Source organism: Gluconacetobacter diazotrophicus PA1 5 (assembly GCF_000067045.1).
Taxonomy (GTDB): Bacteria; Pseudomonadota; Alphaproteobacteria; order Acetobacterales; family Acetobacteraceae; genus Gluconacetobacter; species Gluconacetobacter diazotrophicus.
In genome coordinates this window covers 2,416,298-2,433,264 of record NC_010125.1, presented here as the reverse complement: position 1 = coordinate 2,433,264, position 16,967 = coordinate 2,416,298, and the positions used below count along the sequence as shown (strand labels likewise).

The 16,967-nt window shown below is 69.5% G+C and carries 13 protein-coding genes; 9 read left to right on the top strand and 4 right to left on the bottom strand.

Features of this window, described 5'->3' with window-relative positions:
• Nucleotides 1–61 precede the first annotated feature (61 nt).
• Nucleotides 62–2,218, top strand: coding sequence for a catalase (locus GDI_RS11260; RefSeq protein WP_012226290.1), 2,157 nt, complete (start codon nucleotides 62–64; stop codon nucleotides 2,216–2,218).
• Between the two features lie 6 nt (nucleotides 2,219–2,224).
• On the opposite strand, the gene GDI_RS11255 is transcribed toward GDI_RS11260, so the two are convergent.
• Nucleotides 2,225–4,477 (bottom strand): primosomal protein N', encoded by a 2,253-nt coding sequence (locus GDI_RS11255; RefSeq protein WP_041249787.1) that lies wholly within the window; start codon nucleotides 4,475–4,477, stop codon nucleotides 2,225–2,227.
• A 235-nt stretch (nucleotides 4,478–4,712) separates the two neighbouring features.
• Between GDI_RS11255 and GDI_RS11250 the strand changes: the two genes are divergently transcribed.
• Genes GDI_RS11250 through GDI_RS11240 form a run of 3 tightly spaced genes read left to right on the top strand, consistent with a single transcriptional unit; the run spans nucleotide 4,713 to nucleotide 7,633 of the window.
• A complete protein-coding gene (locus GDI_RS11250; RefSeq protein WP_012226284.1) occupies nucleotides 4,713–5,687 on the top strand; it encodes a tyrosine recombinase XerC in 975 nt (324 codons plus the stop codon).
• A 13-nt stretch (nucleotides 5,688–5,700) separates the two neighbouring features.
• Nucleotides 5,701–6,663, top strand: coding sequence for a prolyl aminopeptidase (gene pip / locus GDI_RS11245; protein ID WP_012226282.1), 963 nt, complete (start codon nucleotides 5,701–5,703; stop codon nucleotides 6,661–6,663).
• 25 nt (nucleotides 6,664–6,688) lie between these two features.
• Nucleotides 6,689–7,633 carry a pepsin/retropepsin-like aspartic protease family protein gene (locus GDI_RS11240; RefSeq protein WP_012226280.1) on the top strand — a complete coding sequence of 315 codons (945 nt, stop codon included), beginning with the start codon at nucleotides 6,689–6,691 and terminating at the stop codon, nucleotides 7,631–7,633.
• 43 nt (nucleotides 7,634–7,676) lie between these two features.
• Here GDI_RS11240 and GDI_RS11235 read toward each other — a convergent pair whose 3' ends face one another.
• From GDI_RS11235 to glnK, 3 genes are all read right to left on the bottom strand, one after another.
• Nucleotides 7,677–8,177 (bottom strand): hypothetical protein, encoded by a 501-nt coding sequence (locus tag GDI_RS11235; protein ID WP_012226278.1) that lies wholly within the window; start codon nucleotides 8,175–8,177, stop codon nucleotides 7,677–7,679.
• Nucleotides 8,178–8,346: 169 nt separating this feature from the next.
• Nucleotides 8,347–9,651: an ammonium transporter gene (locus GDI_RS11230; RefSeq protein WP_269446542.1), complete on the bottom strand. Its 1,305-nt coding sequence runs from the start codon at nucleotides 9,649–9,651 to the stop codon at nucleotides 8,347–8,349.
• Nucleotides 9,652–9,734: 83 nt separating this feature from the next.
• Nucleotides 9,735–10,073 carry a P-II family nitrogen regulator gene (gene glnK / locus GDI_RS11225; RefSeq protein WP_012226274.1) on the bottom strand — a complete coding sequence of 113 codons (339 nt, stop codon included), beginning with the start codon at nucleotides 10,071–10,073 and terminating at the stop codon, nucleotides 9,735–9,737.
• A gap of 243 nt (nucleotides 10,074–10,316) precedes the next feature.
• Between glnK and GDI_RS11220 the strand changes: the two genes are divergently transcribed.
• The 5 genes from GDI_RS11220 (at nucleotide 10,317) to GDI_RS11200 (ending at nucleotide 16,948) form a co-directional block, all read left to right on the top strand.
• On the top strand, nucleotides 10,317–11,579 hold the full coding sequence (locus GDI_RS11220; RefSeq protein ID WP_012226272.1) for a UbiH/UbiF/VisC/COQ6 family ubiquinone biosynthesis hydroxylase: 1,263 nt from the start codon (nucleotides 10,317–10,319) through the stop codon (nucleotides 11,577–11,579).
• A 76-nt stretch (nucleotides 11,580–11,655) separates the two neighbouring features.
• Complete coding sequence (cysE, locus tag GDI_RS11215; protein WP_012226270.1) at nucleotides 11,656–12,507, top strand: serine O-acetyltransferase; 852 nt, start codon at nucleotides 11,656–11,658, stop codon at nucleotides 12,505–12,507.
• A gap of 274 nt (nucleotides 12,508–12,781) precedes the next feature.
• On the top strand, nucleotides 12,782–14,173 hold the full coding sequence (locus GDI_RS11210; RefSeq protein ID WP_049762984.1) for an amidohydrolase family protein: 1,392 nt from the start codon (nucleotides 12,782–12,784) through the stop codon (nucleotides 14,171–14,173).
• 31 nt (nucleotides 14,174–14,204) lie between these two features.
• Nucleotides 14,205–15,455, top strand: coding sequence for a TIGR03862 family flavoprotein (locus GDI_RS11205; RefSeq protein ID WP_012226267.1), 1,251 nt, complete (start codon nucleotides 14,205–14,207; stop codon nucleotides 15,453–15,455).
• Nucleotides 15,452–16,948, top strand: coding sequence for an ATP-binding protein (locus GDI_RS11200; protein WP_012553229.1), 1,497 nt, complete (start codon nucleotides 15,452–15,454; stop codon nucleotides 16,946–16,948). Before GDI_RS11205 ends, GDI_RS11200 begins: the two co-directional genes overlap by 4 nt.
• Nucleotides 16,949–16,967: the final 19 nt, after the last annotated feature.

The following is a 16,967-nucleotide window of genomic DNA, read 5'->3' as shown; positions in this document are numbered from 1 at the left end:
TGGCGAACCAGGGGCATGGCGGCGCCGGTCGCCCCATGCCGAAGGAAACAGAGGGGCTGTCATGAGCGTAAAATCACCAGGGACGAAATCGCCGGGTGCGAAATCACCCGGGCCGGGGCGCAAGACCGCCACGCTCGGGACCGAGACGATCCAGCGCGGGGCGGGTGGCGAGACGCATCAGGTGGCGGGGGGCGACGTGCCGGTCCTGACCACCCAGCAGGGCATACCGGTCGCGGATGACCAGAATTCGGCCCGGATCGGGGCGAGGGGGCCGACCCTGCTGGAAGATTTCCATTTCCGCGAGAAGATCTTCCATTTCGACCACGAGCGGATTCCCGAACGCGTGGTGCATGCGCGCGGCTATGGCGCGCACGGGTTCTTCGAACTGACGGAATCGCTGGCCGACGTGACGCGCGCCGACGTGCTGCAGCGCCCGGGCGAGCGCGTTCCGGCCTTCGTGCGGTTTTCCACCGTGGCGGGCAGCAAGGGATCGTCCGACCTGGCGCGTGACGTGCGCGGCTTCGCGGTCAAGCTGTACACGCATGAAGGCAACTGGGACATTGTCGGCAACAATATCCCGGTCTTCTTCATCCAGGACGCCATCAAGTTTCCCGACGTGATCCATTCGGTGAAGCCCGAGCCGGATCGCGACTTTCCGCAGGCGCAGTCGGCGCACGACAATTTCTGGGATTTCGTGTCGCTGTCGCCGGAATCGATCCACATGGCGCTGTGGGTGATGTCGGACCGCGCCATTCCCCGTTCGCTGCGGTTCATGGAAGGGTTCGGCGTCCACTCCTTCCGCTTCGTGAACAAGGCGGGCAAATCGACCTACGTCAAATTCCATTGGAAGCCGAAGCAGGGCCTGCAATCGGTGGTGTGGAACGAGGCCCTGAAGATCAACGGCGCCGATCCCGATTTTCATCGTCGTGACCTTTGGAACGCCATCCAGTCCGGCGATTTTCCGGAATGGGAACTGGGCGTGCAACTGTTCGACGACGATTTCGCCGACAGTTTCGATTTCGACGTCCTGGACCCGACCAAGCTGATTCCCGAGGAACTGGTGCCGGTGCGCCGGATCGGGCGGCTGGTGCTGGACCGGGTCGTCGATAATTTCTTCGCCGAGACCGAGCAGGTGGCCTTCTGCACGCAGAACATCGTCCCGGGCGTGGATTTCACCAACGATCCGTTGCTGCAGGGGCGGAATTTTTCCTACCTCGACACGCAGCTCAAGCGCCTGGGCGGCCCCAACTTCACGCATATTCCCATCAATGCCCCTAAATGTCCGTTTCACAATTTCCAGCAGGACGGGCACATGGCGATGCATAATCCGAAGGGCCGGGCGAACTACGAACCCAATTCCTGGGGCGGCGCGCAGGGCGGCCCGCGTGAGGACCCGGCGCGCGGCTTCACTTCCTTCCCGGCGCGCGAGGCGGGCGAGAAATTGCGGGAACGCTCCGAACTGTTCGGCGACCATTACAGCCAGGCCCGGCAATTCTACCTGAGCCAGACCGAGACCGAGCGCGTTCACATCCAGCAGGCCTTCACCTTCGAACTGAGCAAGGTCGAGACGCCGCCGATCCGTGCGCGGGTGGTGTCGCACCTGGTGAATGTCGATATCGACCTGGCCACCGCCGTGGCGCAGGGGCTGGGGCTGGAGGACCTGCCCGAGGCCGCCCCGCCGGCCCGCCCGCTGGTGGACGGCCTGGCGCCCTCGCCGGCGCTGAGCATCCTGCGGAACGGTCCCGACAGCTTCAAGGGGCGCAAGATCGGTATCCTGGTGACCGATGGCGTCGATGCCGGGCTGCTGAAGGCCGTCACCGATGCGGCGAGGGCCGAGGGCACGAACGTGGAACTGGTGGCGCCGAAGGTGGGCGGCGTGACGCTGCATGACGGCACGTTGGTTCCGGCCGGGCAGAAGATCAATGGCGGCCCGTCGGTGCTGTACGACGCCGTGGTGCTGCTGCCCTCGGCGGACGGGGCCACCCTGCTGATGCAGGAGGCGACGGCGCGGGACTTCATCGCCGATGCCTACGCCCATGCCAAGTTCATCGGCTACGCCGAGGCGGCGCTGCCGTTGATGGAACGCGCGGGGGTCCGCCCGGCCGACATGGATGACGGCATCCTTAAACTGTCCACGCCCGCCGACGCGACCGCCTTCATCGCCGCGTGCAGGGCTCTGCGGTTCTGGGAGCGCGAGGCGAACGTCCACGCGGTATAGGGCCTGCTAAAGGAACGAGACCGGATCGATATCGATGTCGATCCGGGCCCCGCGTTCGGGCGTCACGCGGTCCAGCCATTGCCGCAGCAGGGGCTGGACCGCGACCTCGCGCCGCGTGCGCAGCAGCAGTCGCCTGCGGTGGCGGCCGCGCAGGATGGCCAGCGGCGCGGGGGCCGGGCCCAGCACCTGCAGGCTGTCGCCCCGGGGCGCTGCCTGACCCAGGGCCCGGGCGGTGGCGTCGGCGGCCTCCGGCGTATCCGCGCTGACGATCAGGGCGGCCAGCCGGCCGAAGGGGGGCCAGAAGCCGGGGCGGCGCTGCTCGGCCTCCTGGCGCATGAAACTCTCGAAATCGCCTGACACCAGCGCCAGCATCACCGGATGGTCGGGGGTGTAGCTCTGCAGCAGCACCGTCCCCGGGGCCTCGGCACGGCCGGCGCGGCCGGCGACCTGATGCAGCAACTGCACCGTGCGTTCCGCCGCGCGCAGGTCGCCGCCGCCCAGGCCCAGGTCGGCATCGACGACACCGACCAGCGTCAGATGCGGAAAATGCCAGCCCTTGGCCACGATCTGCGTGCCGATCACCAGGTCGATCTCGCGCCGCGCGATCCGCGCCACGGCGTCGGCGGTGGCGGCGGGGCCGGGCAGGGTGTCGCTGGCCATCACCAGGATGCGCGCATCGGGGAAGGTGGCGCGCGCTTCCTCGGTAATGCGCTCCACGCCGGGGCCGATCGGCGTCAGGCTGGATTCGGCGTGGCATTCGGGGCAGGCGGGCGGTGTCGCTTCCTGATAGCCGCAATGATGGCAGGTCAGGATCTGCCGCGCGCGATGTTCCACCAGCCAGGCGGTGCAGTTCGGGCATTGCAGGCGGTGGCCGCAGGTACGGCACAGGGTCAGCGGCGCATAGCCCCGCCGGTTGAGGAACAGCATCCCCTGCTCGCCGCGCCCGATCGCCTGCCGGATGGCCTCGGTCAGCACCGGCGAGAGGAACAGTCCCCGTTCGGGCGGATGGGCGCGCATGTCGATGGTGCGCACCTCGGGCATCGTCGCCCCGCCATGGCGCGCGGTCAGCACCAGATGGCGGTAGCGGCCGGCCCCGACATTGGCCAGGGTCTCCAGGCTGGGCGTGGCCGAGACCAGGACGACCGGCGCGCGGTCCATGCGCGCCCGCACCACGGCCATGTCGCGCGCGTGGTAGGTCACGCCGTCTTCCTGCTTGAACGCGGTCTCGTGTTCCTCGTCCACGATGATCAGCCCCAGTTCCGCGAAGGGCAGGAACAGGGCCGAGCGCGCGCCCACCACCACCCGCGCCGTGCCGTCGGCCACCGCGTGCCAGGTGACGCGGCGCAGGCGCGGCCCCAGGTCGGAATGCCACAGCGCGGGCTCCGCCCCGAAGCGGCGGGCGAAACGCCCGGTCCATTGCGAGGACAGGGCGATTTCCGGCAGCAGCACCATCACCTGCTTCCCGCGCGCCAGGCAGGCGGCAATGGCCTCCATGTAGATCTCGGTCTTGCCCGATCCGGTCACTCCTTCCAGCAGGGTGACGGAAAAGCCGCCCTCCGCCGCCAGGGCACGCAGGGCCCGGGCCGATTCCGCCTGCTCGCCGTCCAGTGCCGGGGGGCAATGGTCCGGATCGGGCCGCACGAAGGCGGGGCGCGGCGTCATCGTTACCCCGCGCAGCGCCCCGGCATCCGCCAGGCCGCGCACCACGCTGGTGCCGACCCCGGCACGGCGGGCCAGTTCGGCGGCGGTCAGCGGCCCGTCATGCGCGGCGATGTCCAGCACCCTTCGCCGTGCCGGGGTGTCGCGCAGGCCCGGCGGCGGATCGGCAACGGCCCAGCCCAGCGCGGGGGCGGCCTGGGCGGCGGTGCCGGTGCGCAGCGCCATGGCCAGCACCAGCCCCGGGGGGGAAAGCGTATAGGCCGCGACCCAGTCGACGAAGCGGCGCAGCGAGGCCGGCAAGGGCGGCTGGTCCAGCCGCGCGATGACGGGCTTCAGCCGTCCGTCCGCCACGCTCTTCATGGGGGGCGGGGTGAATTCGGGCGGCAGGTTGCGCTCCGGGTCCCAGACCACGCCGGTTTCGGTACGCCGCCCCAGCGGCACGGTGACGATGTCGCCGGGTTGCAGCGGGGGGGCGGGCAGGTCCGGCGGTGCGGCATAGTCGAACGGGCCGGGGAAGGGCAGAGGCAGCAGGACCGCGACACGCGGCCGGCCGGTCGGAGGCTGCTTCAAAAGCCCCGCTGCTGGCGGTCCGACGCGCATTTCCTGCGCTCCGATGCTCACGGCCATAAGGCCGCTCCGCTTCGGTGCTCGGAAACACACGACGGGCGCGACCCTTCGGGCCGCTCTCGCTCAGCAGCGGGGCTTTTGAAGCAGCCTCCCATTCCCGCCTTCCGTGCCGGGGTGCGTTTGTCTAGACTCGCATGTGCCATGAGGTTTTCTATCGCCCCGGTCGTTTCCTGTCTTGTCCGCCGTCACGCGTGATGGGGGGCGGCGCATGACGGGCGCGGATCTGCGCGACGCCTTCCTGGACTGGATGCGGGACGAACGCCGGGCCTCGCCCCTGACGATCGCGGCCTATCGCGGTGACCTGGACCGGTTCCTGGATTTCATCGGCGCCCATGTCGGCGGCACGGTGGACCTGGCGGTACTGGACCGACTGTCGCTGGCGGACCTGCGGGCATGGCTGGCGTTCGAACATGCCCAGGGACATGCGCTGGCACAGCGCGACCGGGGGCGGTCCAGCACGCCGGACCGTGCGGCGCGGACCCGGGCGCGGCGGGTGTCGGCCATGCGGTCCTTCTATCGCTATCTGGCGCGGCGTCATGGCGTTACCAATCCGGCGCCCGGCCTGCTGGCCGCGCCGCGTACCAAATCCCCCCTGCCGCGCCCCTTGTCCGAAGCGCAGGCCCTGGACGTGCCCGATGGTGTAGGGGACCTGGCGGTCACGCCCCTGGGGCAGGCGCGCGACGCGGCGCTGTTCCTGCTGCTGTATGGCTGCGGATTGCGGATATCCGAGGCGCTGGGGCTGGATGTCCGGGATCTGGATCACGCGCTGTCGGCGGGCGGCACGCTGCTGGTCCGGGGCAAGGGCGGGCGGGAACGGCTGGTGCCGATCCTGCCGGCGGTGGCGCGTGTGCTGACGGACTGGCGGGCGCGGCATCCCGCGCCTCTGCCCGACGCGCCGCTCTTCCCCGGGGTGCGGGGCGGCCGGTTGCAGCCGGCGGTGGCGCAGCGGGCGATGCGCGCCTGGCGCGACATGGCGGGCCTGCCGGACCACGCCACGCCCCATGCCCTGCGCCATTCCTTCGCCACCCATCTGATGGAAGGCGGCGCGGATCTGCGCACGATCCAGGAATTGCTGGGCCATGCCAGCCTGTCGACGACCCAGCGCTATACGCTGGCCGACGAGGCCCGGCTGATGGAAGTCTGGACCCGCGCCCATCCCCGCGCGGCACGTCCGGCAGAATGAAGGAGCGCAGATCGTGACCACGTCGCCCGCCTGTACGCTGTATCCGCCCATCGAACCCTACCGGTCCGGCCATCTGGAAACCGGCGACGGGCATCAGGTCTATTGGGAATTGTGCGGCAATCCCGACGGCATTCCCGTCGTGTTCCTGCATGGCGGCCCGGGGGCGGGCTGCGCGCCCACGCACCGGCGCCTGTTCGACCCGGCGCGCTACCGCATCCTGCTGTTCGACCAGCGCGGATGCGGCCGGTCGCGGCCGCACGCGGCGCTGGAAAACAACACGACCTGGCATCTGGTCGAGGATATCGAACGGCTGCGCGAGATGACGGGTGCCACGCGCTGGCTGGTCTTCGGCGGATCGTGGGGCTCGACGCTGGCCCTGGCCTATGCCCAGGCGCATCCCGACCGGGTGACGGGCCTGGTCCTGCGCGGGATCTTCACCCTGCGGCGCGCGGAATTGCTGTGGTATTATCAGGAAGGTGCATCCTGGCTGTTCCCCGACAAATGGGAACGCTTCCTGGCCCCGATCCCGCCTGCCGAGCGTGACGACCTGATGGCGGCCTATCGCCGCCGCCTGACGCACGCCGATCCCGCCATCCGGGGCGAGGCCGCCGTGGCCTGGAGCCTGTGGGAGGGCGAGACCTTGACCCTGCGCCCCGCGCCCGACCTGGCGGCCCAGCATGCCGATCCCGAATATGCCCTGGCCTTTGCACGGATCGAAAACCATTATTTCGTCCATGGGGGATGGCTGGACGAAGGCCAGTTGATCCGCGACGTGGGGCGTATCCGCCATATACCGGCCGTGATCGTGCAGGGACGCTATGACGTCGCGACGCCGGTCCGCACCGCCTGGGACCTGCATCGCGCGTGGCCCGAGGCCGAATTCCACCTGATCGACGATGCCGGCCATGCGGTGGCGGAACCCGGAATCCTGAACGCGCTGCTGGACGCGACCGACCGGTTTGCCTCGCTTGGCTGAACATGGGCCGGCTGACCGTGCGCGCATGGGGACGCTGGCCATACTGGCGCTGCTGGCCATGCCGGCCCATGCCGAGCCCGCGCCGGGCCAGGATGACGCGCCGCCCTGCGCGCTGACGCGCATCGCGCGGGTGCCGCTGCGGGATGATGGGGGATATCTGTCCGTTCCGGTATCGATCACCGGATCGCAGGGGCGCGCCGCGTTCAGCCTGCTGGTCGATACCGGGGCCGAAGGCGGCCTGATCAGCAGCGGCGTGGTGTCGGCCCTGCACCTGGCGATCGACCCCGACCGGCGGACCGTGCTGCAGGGCACGGGCGGCATCGCGGGCGTGGTGCCCAACGCCATGGTGCCGGACCTGCGGCTGGGGGCACCGGGGCAGGAGGGCCTCGATCTGGGCCCATTATCGATTCCGGTGGGTGACCTGCCGGGGCAGCCGGTCATCCAGCCGCCGGTCGCGGGCCTGCTGGGTGCGGACGTGCTGGCAGGCTTCGACGTCGAATTCGATGTCGCCGGGGGCTGGCTGACCTTCTGGCGGCCTCAATCGGATACGGCCTGCCAGCCTGTCCCGGTCTGGCACGGCGTGTATCAGACCGTTCCGCTGCAGCGGGCGGGGCATCGGGTCAGCGTGGCCGCGGAACTGGATACGAGGGACCTGACCGCGCTGGTCGATAGCGGGGCCCGGTCGCGGATCCTGTCCACCGATGCGGCCCAACGGATGGGCCTGTCAGCCGATCGGCTGGCGGCCGACCCGGGGGGCGAGACCAGCGGCGTGGACGGGCGGCCGGTCCCGTATCACTGGCACCGCTTCACGTCGCTGCGCATCGGGCGCGAGGACGAACGCGCGCCGGTCCTTACGGTCGCCCCGCTGCGGGACCAGGTGGACATGCTGCTGGGCGCGGACTGGTTCGCCGGCCACGATGTCTGGATATCATACGCCACCAGCCGGATGTTCGTCCGGCCGGCGCGGTAGCGGGCCGGGCATATCGCCCGACCCTTGTAGCCTGACCTTGGGATCAGCCCTTCAGGTGGGCGTTGCAGACGCTGTAATAGCCGCCGCCCTTCTGGATCCATTTCAGGCCACCGTTGCCGTTGGTGGTCTTGTTGGCGTTGTACTGGTCCAGGCAGGTATGCATCCGGGCCTTGCCGGCCGACTCGCTGGAATATTTGGGCGACACGGCGCTGGGCAGCACCGCATTGCCGGCGGCGGCCGGGGCCGGGGTTGCCGGGGCAGTCGCCGGTGCGCTGGCGGGGGCTGCCGGAGCCGTCGTCGCGGGCGTCGTCGCCGGGGCGGTCGCCGTGGGGGTGGCGGAAGCGGCATCGGGCGTCGCGCACTGCGTCGCCTTGAACTCCTTGTAGGTCTGGCCCTTGATGGTGCCGGCCTTCCGTTCCGCGTTGAATTTCTTGTAGCACGCCTGCGCGGGGCTGACGGCGTGGGCGTGCGGCGCGGTGAATGCGATGGCCGGGGCGGTCAGAAGCAGCGCAAGTGCAAGCCGGCCATGAAGTGCGATAGCCATGGGGAAGGCAACCCTTTCCGTTTGCGGAACGGCGCGGGCGGGGCGGGGCGCCGCACCCCGGCCGTTCGATCTGGACAATCATCCATAACAGTTTGACTTGAATACGGAAAGAAAAAGGCCGGCCCGGGCATGCACCCGGGCCGGCCTGTCTGTTGTTCGGTGAAATGGATCAGTTGATGCGTTCGCCGTGCTGGGTCATGTCCAGCCCCTCGATTTCGTCCTCGCTCCGGACGCGCAGGCCGATGGCGAGGTCGACGATCTTCAGCAGGACGAAGGTGACGACCGCGCACCAGACGATGGTGACGCCCACGGCCTTGGCCTGGGTGACGAGCTGCGCGAAGGACCCCACGACCCCGGCGGGATTGGCGTCGGTGGCCGAAAGCGGGCCATAGGCCAGCACGCCGGTCAGCAGCGCGCCCAGGATGCCGCCGATGCCATGCACGCCGAAGGCGTCCAGGCTGTCGTCATAGCCCAGCATGTGCTTCATGGTGGTGGCGGTCCAGTAGCAGACCGCGCCGGCCAGCAGGCCGATGATCAGGGCCCCGCCCGGCAGCACGAAGCCGGCGGCGGGCGTGATCGCGACCAGTCCGCCGACGGCGCCGGAAATGATGCCCAGCACCGTCGGCTTGCCGGTGCGGGCCCATTCGGCCAGCATCCAGGCCACCCCGGCGGCGGCGCTGGCGATCTGCGTCGTCGCCATCGCCATGCCGGCGCGGCCGTTGGCCCCTACCGCCGACCCGGCATTGAAGCCGAACCAGCCGACCCACAGCAGCGACGCGCCGATGACGGCATAGGTCAGGTTGAAGGGCGACATATCGTCCTGGCCGTAGCCCTGCCGCTTGCCCACCACCAGCGCCGTGACCAGGCCGGCGACGCCGGCATTGATGTGCACCACGGTGCCGCCGGCGAAATCGATGGCGCCGAACCCCGCGACCCAGCCAAGCGGGCTCCAGACCCAGTGGGCGACCGGCGCATAGACCAGCAGCGACCACAGGATGGTGAACACGCACAGCGCGCTGAACTTCATGCGCTCGGCGAAGGCGCCGGTGATCAGCGCCGGGGTGATGATCGCGAACGTCATCTGGAACATCATGAAGACGCTCTCGGGGATCGTCATCACCGTGGCGTTGGCCGACCCCAGCCCCAGCGTGAAGCCGACATCGGACCCCTTGGAAATCTGCGCGCCGATGCCGTTCAGCATGAAGCGGGACAGATCGCCGATGTAGGGCGACCCGGTGCCGAACGCCAGGCTGTAGCCCGCGACCATCCAGACAATCGTGACGATGCAGCAGATGGCGAAGGACTGCATCAGCGTGGCCAGCACGTTCTTCTTGCGGACCATGCCGCCATAGAACAGGGCCAGGCCCGGTACGGTCATCATCAGCACCCAGCGCGTGCTGACCAGCATCCAGGGGGTATCGCCGGTGTTGATGGCGGGCGGGGCCGGATCGGCGGCCATGGCGGGCGCGGCCATGGCCGGCAGCGCCGCCCCGGCCAGCGTGGCCAGGGCGATGGTGGTGCCGCGAGGTGAGAAAGTCCGAATAGTGCGGGGGAGACTCACAGCGCGTCTTCTCCCGTCTCGCGCGTCCGGATGCGGATGACGCTGTCCAGGCTGGATACGAAGATCTTGCCGTCGCCGATCTTGCCCGTGTGGGCGGACTGCAGAATCACGTCCACGACCTGGTCCACGATGTCGTCCGACACCGCGACCTCGATCTTCACCTTTGGCAGGAAGCTGACATGGTATTCCGCGCCGCGATAGATTTCGGTCTGGCCCTTCTGACGACCGAAACCCTTCACTTCCGACACGGTCAGCCCCTGGATGCCCAGCGGGGTCAGGGATTCCCGAACGTCGTCGAGTTTGAAGGGCTTGATGATGGCTGTGACAAGCTTCATCGCGCCACGTCTCCTTGTTTCATGATGGTGATCCGTTCCCTGATCCGGATGATGATCCAAATCGTGAATACGGCAATACAAAAACCGTGCCATCTCTGCGCACGGTTGACGCCGAAGCCCGTCTGGTGTGCGTTGCATCCTTCGACCCGGGGGATTCTGCCTGATTTATGGGCTGGCAGCACCGGAACGGATCACGATTGTCGCGGGTCGTCCGATCCGCATGGCCACCACAGGACCCCACGCATGACCGCAGGCACGCAGCCCTTTCCCCGGACCGGATTTGCCGATGCCCGTGACGTCCCGCCTGACATCCCCGGTGATGTCGATGTCTGCATCGTGGGCGCGGGGCCGGTCGGCGCCACGCTGGCCTGCCGCTTGGCGATCGGGGGGCTGTCCGTGGCCATTGTCGACCGCGCACCCCTCTCGCCCATGGAAGATCCGGCCTTCGACGGCCGCGCATACGCCATCGCTGCCGGATCGCGCCGGCTGCTGGATGCGGCCGGGGTATGGGACCGCCTGCCGCTGCCGGCCTGCCCGATCGAGGAAATCCGCGTCTCCGACGGACGCCCGGGCGAGGCCCCGTCGCCCCTGTTCCTGGAATTCGGACGGCAGGACGCCGACCAGCCCTTCGGCTGGATGATCGAGGCCCGGGCGTTGCGCGTGGCGCTGAACGCGTCACTGAGTGCCCATGAGACGATCACCGTGCTGGCGCCGGAGGAAGTCACCGTGACACGCACGGAATCGGGTGCGCGAATCCGCACCCGCGCGGGCCACGAATTCGGCGCGCGGCTTGTGGTCGCGGCGGAAGGGCGGCGCAGCACCCTGCGCGACCAGGCCCGCATCGCCGTCACGCGCGTGCCGTACCATACCAGCGGCATCGTCTGCAGCGTGGCGCATGAACGCCCGCACCAGAATCGGGCGCTGGAACATTTCCTGCCCGCCGGTCCGTTCGCGCAACTGCCGATGGCCCCCACCCCGGATTACCCGAACCTGTCGGCCATCGTCTGGTCGGAAAGCGATGCCGTGGCCCAGCGTATGGTCGCCCTGCCGCCTGATGCCTTCGCGCACGAAATCCAGCGCCGGATGGGCGACTGGCTGGGCCGCGTGACCTCGGTCGGGCAGCGCTGGACCTATCCGCTGTCGCTTCAGTATGCCCAGCGCTATTTCGATACGCGGCTGGCGCTGGCGGGCGACGCCGCCCACGGCATGCACCCGATCGCGGGGCAGGGCCTGAATGTGGGCTTCCGCGACGTCATCGCGCTGTCCGACCTGCTGATCGCGGCCCATGCGCGGGGCGAGGACCCGGGCAGCCCGACGCTGCTGCGCCGCTACCAGGCCCGCTGCCGCCCGTCCAACATGGTGATGCTGGCCGCGACCGACATGCTGGAACGCCTGTTCGGCAACGACAATCCCATCCTGCGCGGCGTCCGCGACCTGGGCCTGGCGGGGGTGCATCGCCTGCCCCGGCTGCGCCGGGCCTTCGTGAAACAGGCCATGGGGCTATAGCTCTTCCGCACCTCCCTCTGGTCAGGGCGGGCGCGGATTACCATATCGTCATTCTCGTCCATTCATCAGGTTCACCATGCCCGATACGTCCCTGATCTCGCTGACCGAGGCCCGCAAGGCCGATCCTGCGCTGCTGGCCGCCGATTATCGCCGGCTGTGGGACGAAATTGCCCGTGGGTGCGAGGGCTGCGGCGACCCGCTGGTGCGCGGGCTGCTGGCGACCGGCATTCGCAACCATGCCAGTTTCGCCAACGGGCTGGCGGCGCTGATCGGGCGCAAGCTGGGCGACCGGTCGGTGGCCGACGACGCGCTGTCCAACCTGGTGACCGAGGTCTTCGAGTCCGATCCCGAAATCGTCGCCGCCGCCGCCGCCGACCTGGTGGCGATCCGCGAGCGCGATCCGGCGACGGCGAACTACGCGACGCCGTTTCTGTTCTTCAAGGGCTATCACGCGGTGCAGAGCCACCGCGTGGCGCACTGGCTGTGGAACAACGGGCGGCGCTACCTGGCGCTGCACCTGCAAAGCCGGGCATCGGAACTGTTCGCCGTCGATATCCATCCGGCGGCGCGGCTGGGTCGGCGCATCCTGTTCGATCACGGCACTGGAATCGTGATCGGCGAGACCTCGGTGCTGGAAGACGACGTGTCGCTGCTGCAGGGCGTGACCCTGGGCGGTACCGGCAAGAATGTCGGCGACCGGCACCCCAAGGTGCGGCGCGGCGTGCTGATCGGCGCCGGGGCCAAGATCCTGGGCAATATCGAGCTGGGCGAGGGGGCGAAGGTCGGGGCGGGCTCGATCGTGCTGGAATCGGTTGCGCCGTTTACCACCGTCGTCGGCAACCCCGCGCGGCCGGTCGGCACGCGCCATTCCTCGCTGCCCGCCTTCACCATGGACCAGACGCTCCCCCCCATAGACTACATGATCTGAAAATCTGGCTGGAGACGCGGTCTGGCCGCGATCCGACGCGCGTTTCCTGTGCTCCGGTGCTCTCGGCCATCAAGGCCGCTCCGCTCCGGTGTTCGGAAGCGCACGCCGGGCGCGGCCCTTTGGGCCGCTCTCGCTCACCAGCCCGCGTCTCCAGCCAGATTTTAGCGGCTTCGCCCGTTACAACTTTAAGCTGTGAGGCATGCCCACTGGACATCCGTGGTTCATGGCCGAACAGTGGGGCCGGAAAACGTTCAATAGCGGGAAGGAAGCGGGCATGACCATCGCAGGACGGTTCGGCTGGGCGCTGTCGCTGATGTTATGCGCCGGTGCAGCCAACGTGGCCGTGGCGGCGGAGGCACCGGCGGTGCTGCTGGAGCACGCGACGCTGATCGACGGCACCGGGGCGACGCCCGTGGCCGACAGCGCGGTCCTGATCCGGGACGGCCGGATCGCTTCGGTGGGGCGTGACGGCACGATCGCCGTGCCGGCGGGCGTGAAGACGGTCGATCTGGTCGGGATGACCATCCTGCCGGGCCTGATCTCGGACCACAGCCATACCGGGCTGGTGAAGGGCACGCAGGACGACACGGCCAATTATACGCGCGAGAATATCCTGGCGGCCCTGAAGCAGTATGAACGCTACGGCGTGCTGTCCGTGGTGTCGCTGGGCCTGAACAAATCCCCGCTGTTCGACCAGTTGCGGCAGGAACAGCACGCGGGCCGCAATCCGGGCGCCGACCTGTTCGGCGTGGACCAGGGGATCGGCGCGCCGGACGGCGTGCCGCCACAGGGCATGTTCCATCTGGGTGCCGATCAGGTCTATCGCCCGACCTCGGTGCCCGAGGCCCGCGCCGCCGTCGATCGCATGGTCGACGAGGGCACGGACCTGGTGAAGATCTGGGTGGACGATTTCCGCAACGGCGTGCCCGGCGCCAAGGGATTCCCCAAGATCGATCCCGCGATCTATCGCGCGGTGATCGAACAGGCCCATGCGCGCGGCAAGCGCGTCGCGGCGCATATCCATGACCTGGCCGACGCCAAGGCGCTGGTGGCGGCCGGGGCCGACATCGTTGCCCACGGCGTGCGCGACCAGCCGGTCGATACCGATTTCATCATGCTGATGGAACAGAAGGGCGCGTGGTATATCGCCACCCTGGACCTGGACGAGGCGAACTACATCTTCGCCCTGCACCCGGAATGGCTGGACGATCCGTTTCTGTCCGCCGGCCTGAACCCCGCCCTGCGGGCCCGGTTCGCCGACCCGGCCTGGCGGGCCAAAATCCTGGCCGCGCCGCTGACCGAAGCGTCGAAGAGGGCGGTGGCGCTGAACCAGCGCAACCTGATGACCCTGTACCGCGCGGGCATTCCTATCGGCTTCGGCACTGATTCCGGGGCATCGGCCACGCGGATTCCCGGTTTTGCCGAACATCGCGAACTGAAGCTGATGGTCGCGGCGGGCATGACGCCGGTCCAGGCCCTGACGATCGCAACGGGCCGCGCCGCCGCCCTGATGCAGTGGGACGACCGGGGTATCCTGCTGCCGGGCCGGTGGGCCGACCTGGTCGTCGTGTCCGGCGACCCGGCCCATGACATCACGGCGGTCGACAGGATCGCCCAGGTCTGGCATCGCGGCGTACAGACCGAAGGCGCGCTGATTCCACAATAACGCGGATCACGGGCCCGGTCGCAGGAGCAGGATGGCCGATATCGTCGTGATCGGTGCGGGGCCCGCCGGCCTGGCCGCCGCCGAAACCCTGGCCGCCCATGGCTGTGCGGTAACGGTGCTGGACCGTATGCCCACCATCGGGCGCAAGATGCTGATGGCCGGCCGGGGTGGACTGAACCTGACCCATTCCGAGCCGTTCGCGCGGTTCGTCACCCGCTATGGCGCGGCCGCGGACTGGCTGGAACCCGCGCTGCGTGCCTTCACCCCCGACGATCTGCGCCGCTGGGCGGAGGATTTGGGCCAGCCCTGCTATGTCGGCAGCAGCGGCCGGGTCTTTCCGCGCGCGATGAAGGCATCGCCCCTGCTGCGCGCCTGGGGGGCACGGCTGGCGGCGCTGGGGGTGGACATCCGCACCCGCCATGACTGGACGGGCTGGGACGCGCATGGCCGGGTGCGCTTCACCCGCCCCTCGGCCGACGGGTCGGTCGAGCAGGGGACGCTGCCCGCCGATGCCGTCCTGCTGGCGCTGGGCGGGGCAAGCTGGCCACGCCTGGGGGCGGATGGCACGTGGACCGGCCTGCTGGCCGACCGGGGCATCGGCATCGCCCCGTTTCAACCTGCCAATTGCGGTTTCGTCACGGACTGGAGCGACACCGTACGCGAACGCTTCGCCGGCACGCCGCTGCGCGGCATCGCGCTGACGCCCGACGGATCGGGCCCTACGGTGCGGGGCGAGGCCGTGGTGACGGCGCGCGGTCTGGAAGGCGGCGCGGTCTACGCGCTGTCGGCACTGCTGCGCGACCGGATCGCGGCCCATGGACAGGCCCGGCTGATGCTGGATCTGCGCCCCGACATGGGCGTGGAGGACGTGGCCGCGCGACTGGCCCGCATCCGCGGGCGCGAGAGCCTGTCGAACACGCTACGCAAGGCGTTGCGCCTGCCGCCCGTGGCGGTGGCGCTGCTGCGTGAGGCAGCCCCCCCGCCGCGTGACGCGGCCGCGCTGGCGCGGCTGGTCAAGGCGGTGCCGGTCACCCTGACGGCGCCCGATTCGCTGGATCGGGCGATCTCGGTGGCGGGCGGGGTGCGGCAGGCCGAGTGCGACGCGCGCTTCATGCTGCGGGCGTCACCCGGCCTGTTCGTGGCGGGCGAGATGCTGGATTGGGAGGCGCCGACCGGCGGCTACCTGCTGCAGGGCTGCTTCGCGACCGGGCGCGCGGCGGCGAACGGAATCGTCGATTGGTTGCGCGAGCAGGCCAAGGAACGGTATCCGTCCTGTCCATGACGGTTGCGATCACGATTGGGGATGTGCGCGGCGGCGGCCCCGCCGCGATGGATCTGGCGGAATTGCTGTCCACTCGCCTGTTGGTGCAGGGCAATTCCGGATCGGGCAAATCGCACCTGCTGCGCCGGCTGCTGGAACAATCCGCGACCCTGGTCCAGCAGGCCATCATCGACCCCGAGGGCGACTTCGTCAGCCTGGCGGAGAAATTCGGCCATCTGGTGATCGACGGCGCGGCCCATACCGAGGCGGAGCTGCAGGCGGCGGGCGAGCGGATGCGGGTCCATCGGGCCTCGGTCGTGCTGAACCTGGAGGGGGCCGACGCGGACGTGCAGATGCGTCGCGCGGCGGCCTTCCTGGGCGGGATGTTCGAGGTCGGGCGGGAATACTGGTATCCCGTGCTGGTGGTGGTGGACGAGGCGCAATTGTTCGCCCCCGCCGCCGCCGGCGACGTATCGGACGAAGCCCGGCGGGCCTCGCTGGGGGCCATGACCAACCTGATGTGCCGTGGCCGCAAGCGCGGGCTGGCGGGGGTGATCGCCACCCAGCGCCTGGCCAAGCTGGCCAAGAACGTGGCGGCGGAGGCGTCGAATTTCCTGATGGGGCGCACGTTCCTCGATATCGACATGATGCGCGCCGCCGACCTGCTGGGGATGGAGCGCCGGCAGGCCGAAAGCTTCCGCGACCTGGAACGGGGATATTTCGTGGCGCTGGGCCCGGCGCTCTGCCGCCGCCCCGTCGCGGTGCGCATCGGCCCGGTGGAAACCGAAAGCCGCTCGGCCGGTCCCGCCCTGCTGCCCTTCGCCCCCGCGCCGCCGCCCGAGGACATTCGCGACCTGATCCTGACGAAACTGCCCGAGCGCGAGGCATTCGCCCGCCCGTCGCGCCCGGCCGCACCGCCGCCGCCCGATATCCTGGCGCAACTGGCCGCCCACGCGGCCTCGGCGGCGGTGGAAGCCGAGGCCGAGGAACCGGTGGTCGAAACCCCGGCCGACCGGGCGGCGCAGCGCCGGCGCTTCACGACGATCCTGGCCGAAATCCTGCGCGACGAGGATGCCGGCTTCCGCCCCGTGCATGTGCTGTACCAGGACTTCCTGGTCCGCTGCCGGATCGAGGGCATGGGGCGGCAGGCGCTGGACATGCCGCAATTCCGCCGCGTCCTGGCCACCGCCCGCGCCGGCATCGACGCCGAAACCGCCGAGACCGAGGCCTGGCAGGCCGCTGAGCGGATCGCTGCCCCCCTGCCGGACGACGTGCGCGGCATCTTCCTGCTGATCGCCCGCGCGGCCATGGAAGGCGCCCCCTGTCCGTCGGACGCCACGATCGCCCGTGCCTACGGCACCCACTCGCTGGGCCGCGCCCGCCGCCAGCTGGCCTATCTGGAAGAACAGAACGTCATCGTGCTACGGATCGACGGCATGGGCCGGCGCAGCGCCGCGATCATCGGACCGGGCTGGGAAACGGTGCCGTCCGATCCGAATGGTGTCGAAGGATAAGGTTTCGCGGCCGCCGGCA

Excerpts from the sequence above, each read along its gene's own strand:
- GDI_RS11240 (WP_012226280.1), top strand. The coding sequence starts at position 6,689 with ATGGGGACGCTGGCCATACTGGCGCTGCTGGCCATGCCGGCCCATGCC.
- GDI_RS11255 (WP_041249787.1), bottom strand. The coding sequence starts at position 4,477 with ATGCGCGTCGGACCGCCAGCAGCGGGGCTTTTGAAGCAGCCTCCGACC.
- cysE (WP_012226270.1), top strand. The coding sequence starts at position 11,656 with ATGCCCGATACGTCCCTGATCTCGCTGACCGAGGCCCGCAAGGCCGAT.
- glnK (WP_012226274.1), bottom strand. The coding sequence starts at position 10,073 with ATGAAGCTTGTCACAGCCATCATCAAGCCCTTCAAACTCGACGACGTT.
- GDI_RS11220 (WP_012226272.1), top strand. The coding sequence starts at position 10,317 with ATGACCGCAGGCACGCAGCCCTTTCCCCGGACCGGATTTGCCGATGCC.
- GDI_RS11260 (WP_012226290.1), top strand. The coding sequence starts at position 62 with ATGAGCGTAAAATCACCAGGGACGAAATCGCCGGGTGCGAAATCACCC.
- GDI_RS11200 (WP_012553229.1), top strand. The coding sequence starts at position 15,452 with ATGACGGTTGCGATCACGATTGGGGATGTGCGCGGCGGCGGCCCCGCC.
- GDI_RS11205 (WP_012226267.1), top strand. The coding sequence starts at position 14,205 with ATGGCCGATATCGTCGTGATCGGTGCGGGGCCCGCCGGCCTGGCCGCC.
- GDI_RS11250 (WP_012226284.1), top strand. The coding sequence starts at position 4,713 with ATGACGGGCGCGGATCTGCGCGACGCCTTCCTGGACTGGATGCGGGAC.
- GDI_RS11235 (WP_012226278.1), bottom strand. The coding sequence starts at position 8,177 with ATGGCTATCGCACTTCATGGCCGGCTTGCACTTGCGCTGCTTCTGACC.
- GDI_RS11210 (WP_049762984.1), top strand. The coding sequence starts at position 12,782 with ATGACCATCGCAGGACGGTTCGGCTGGGCGCTGTCGCTGATGTTATGC.
- GDI_RS11230 (WP_269446542.1), bottom strand. The coding sequence starts at position 9,651 with ATGGCCGCGCCCGCCATGGCCGCCGATCCGGCCCCGCCCGCCATCAAC.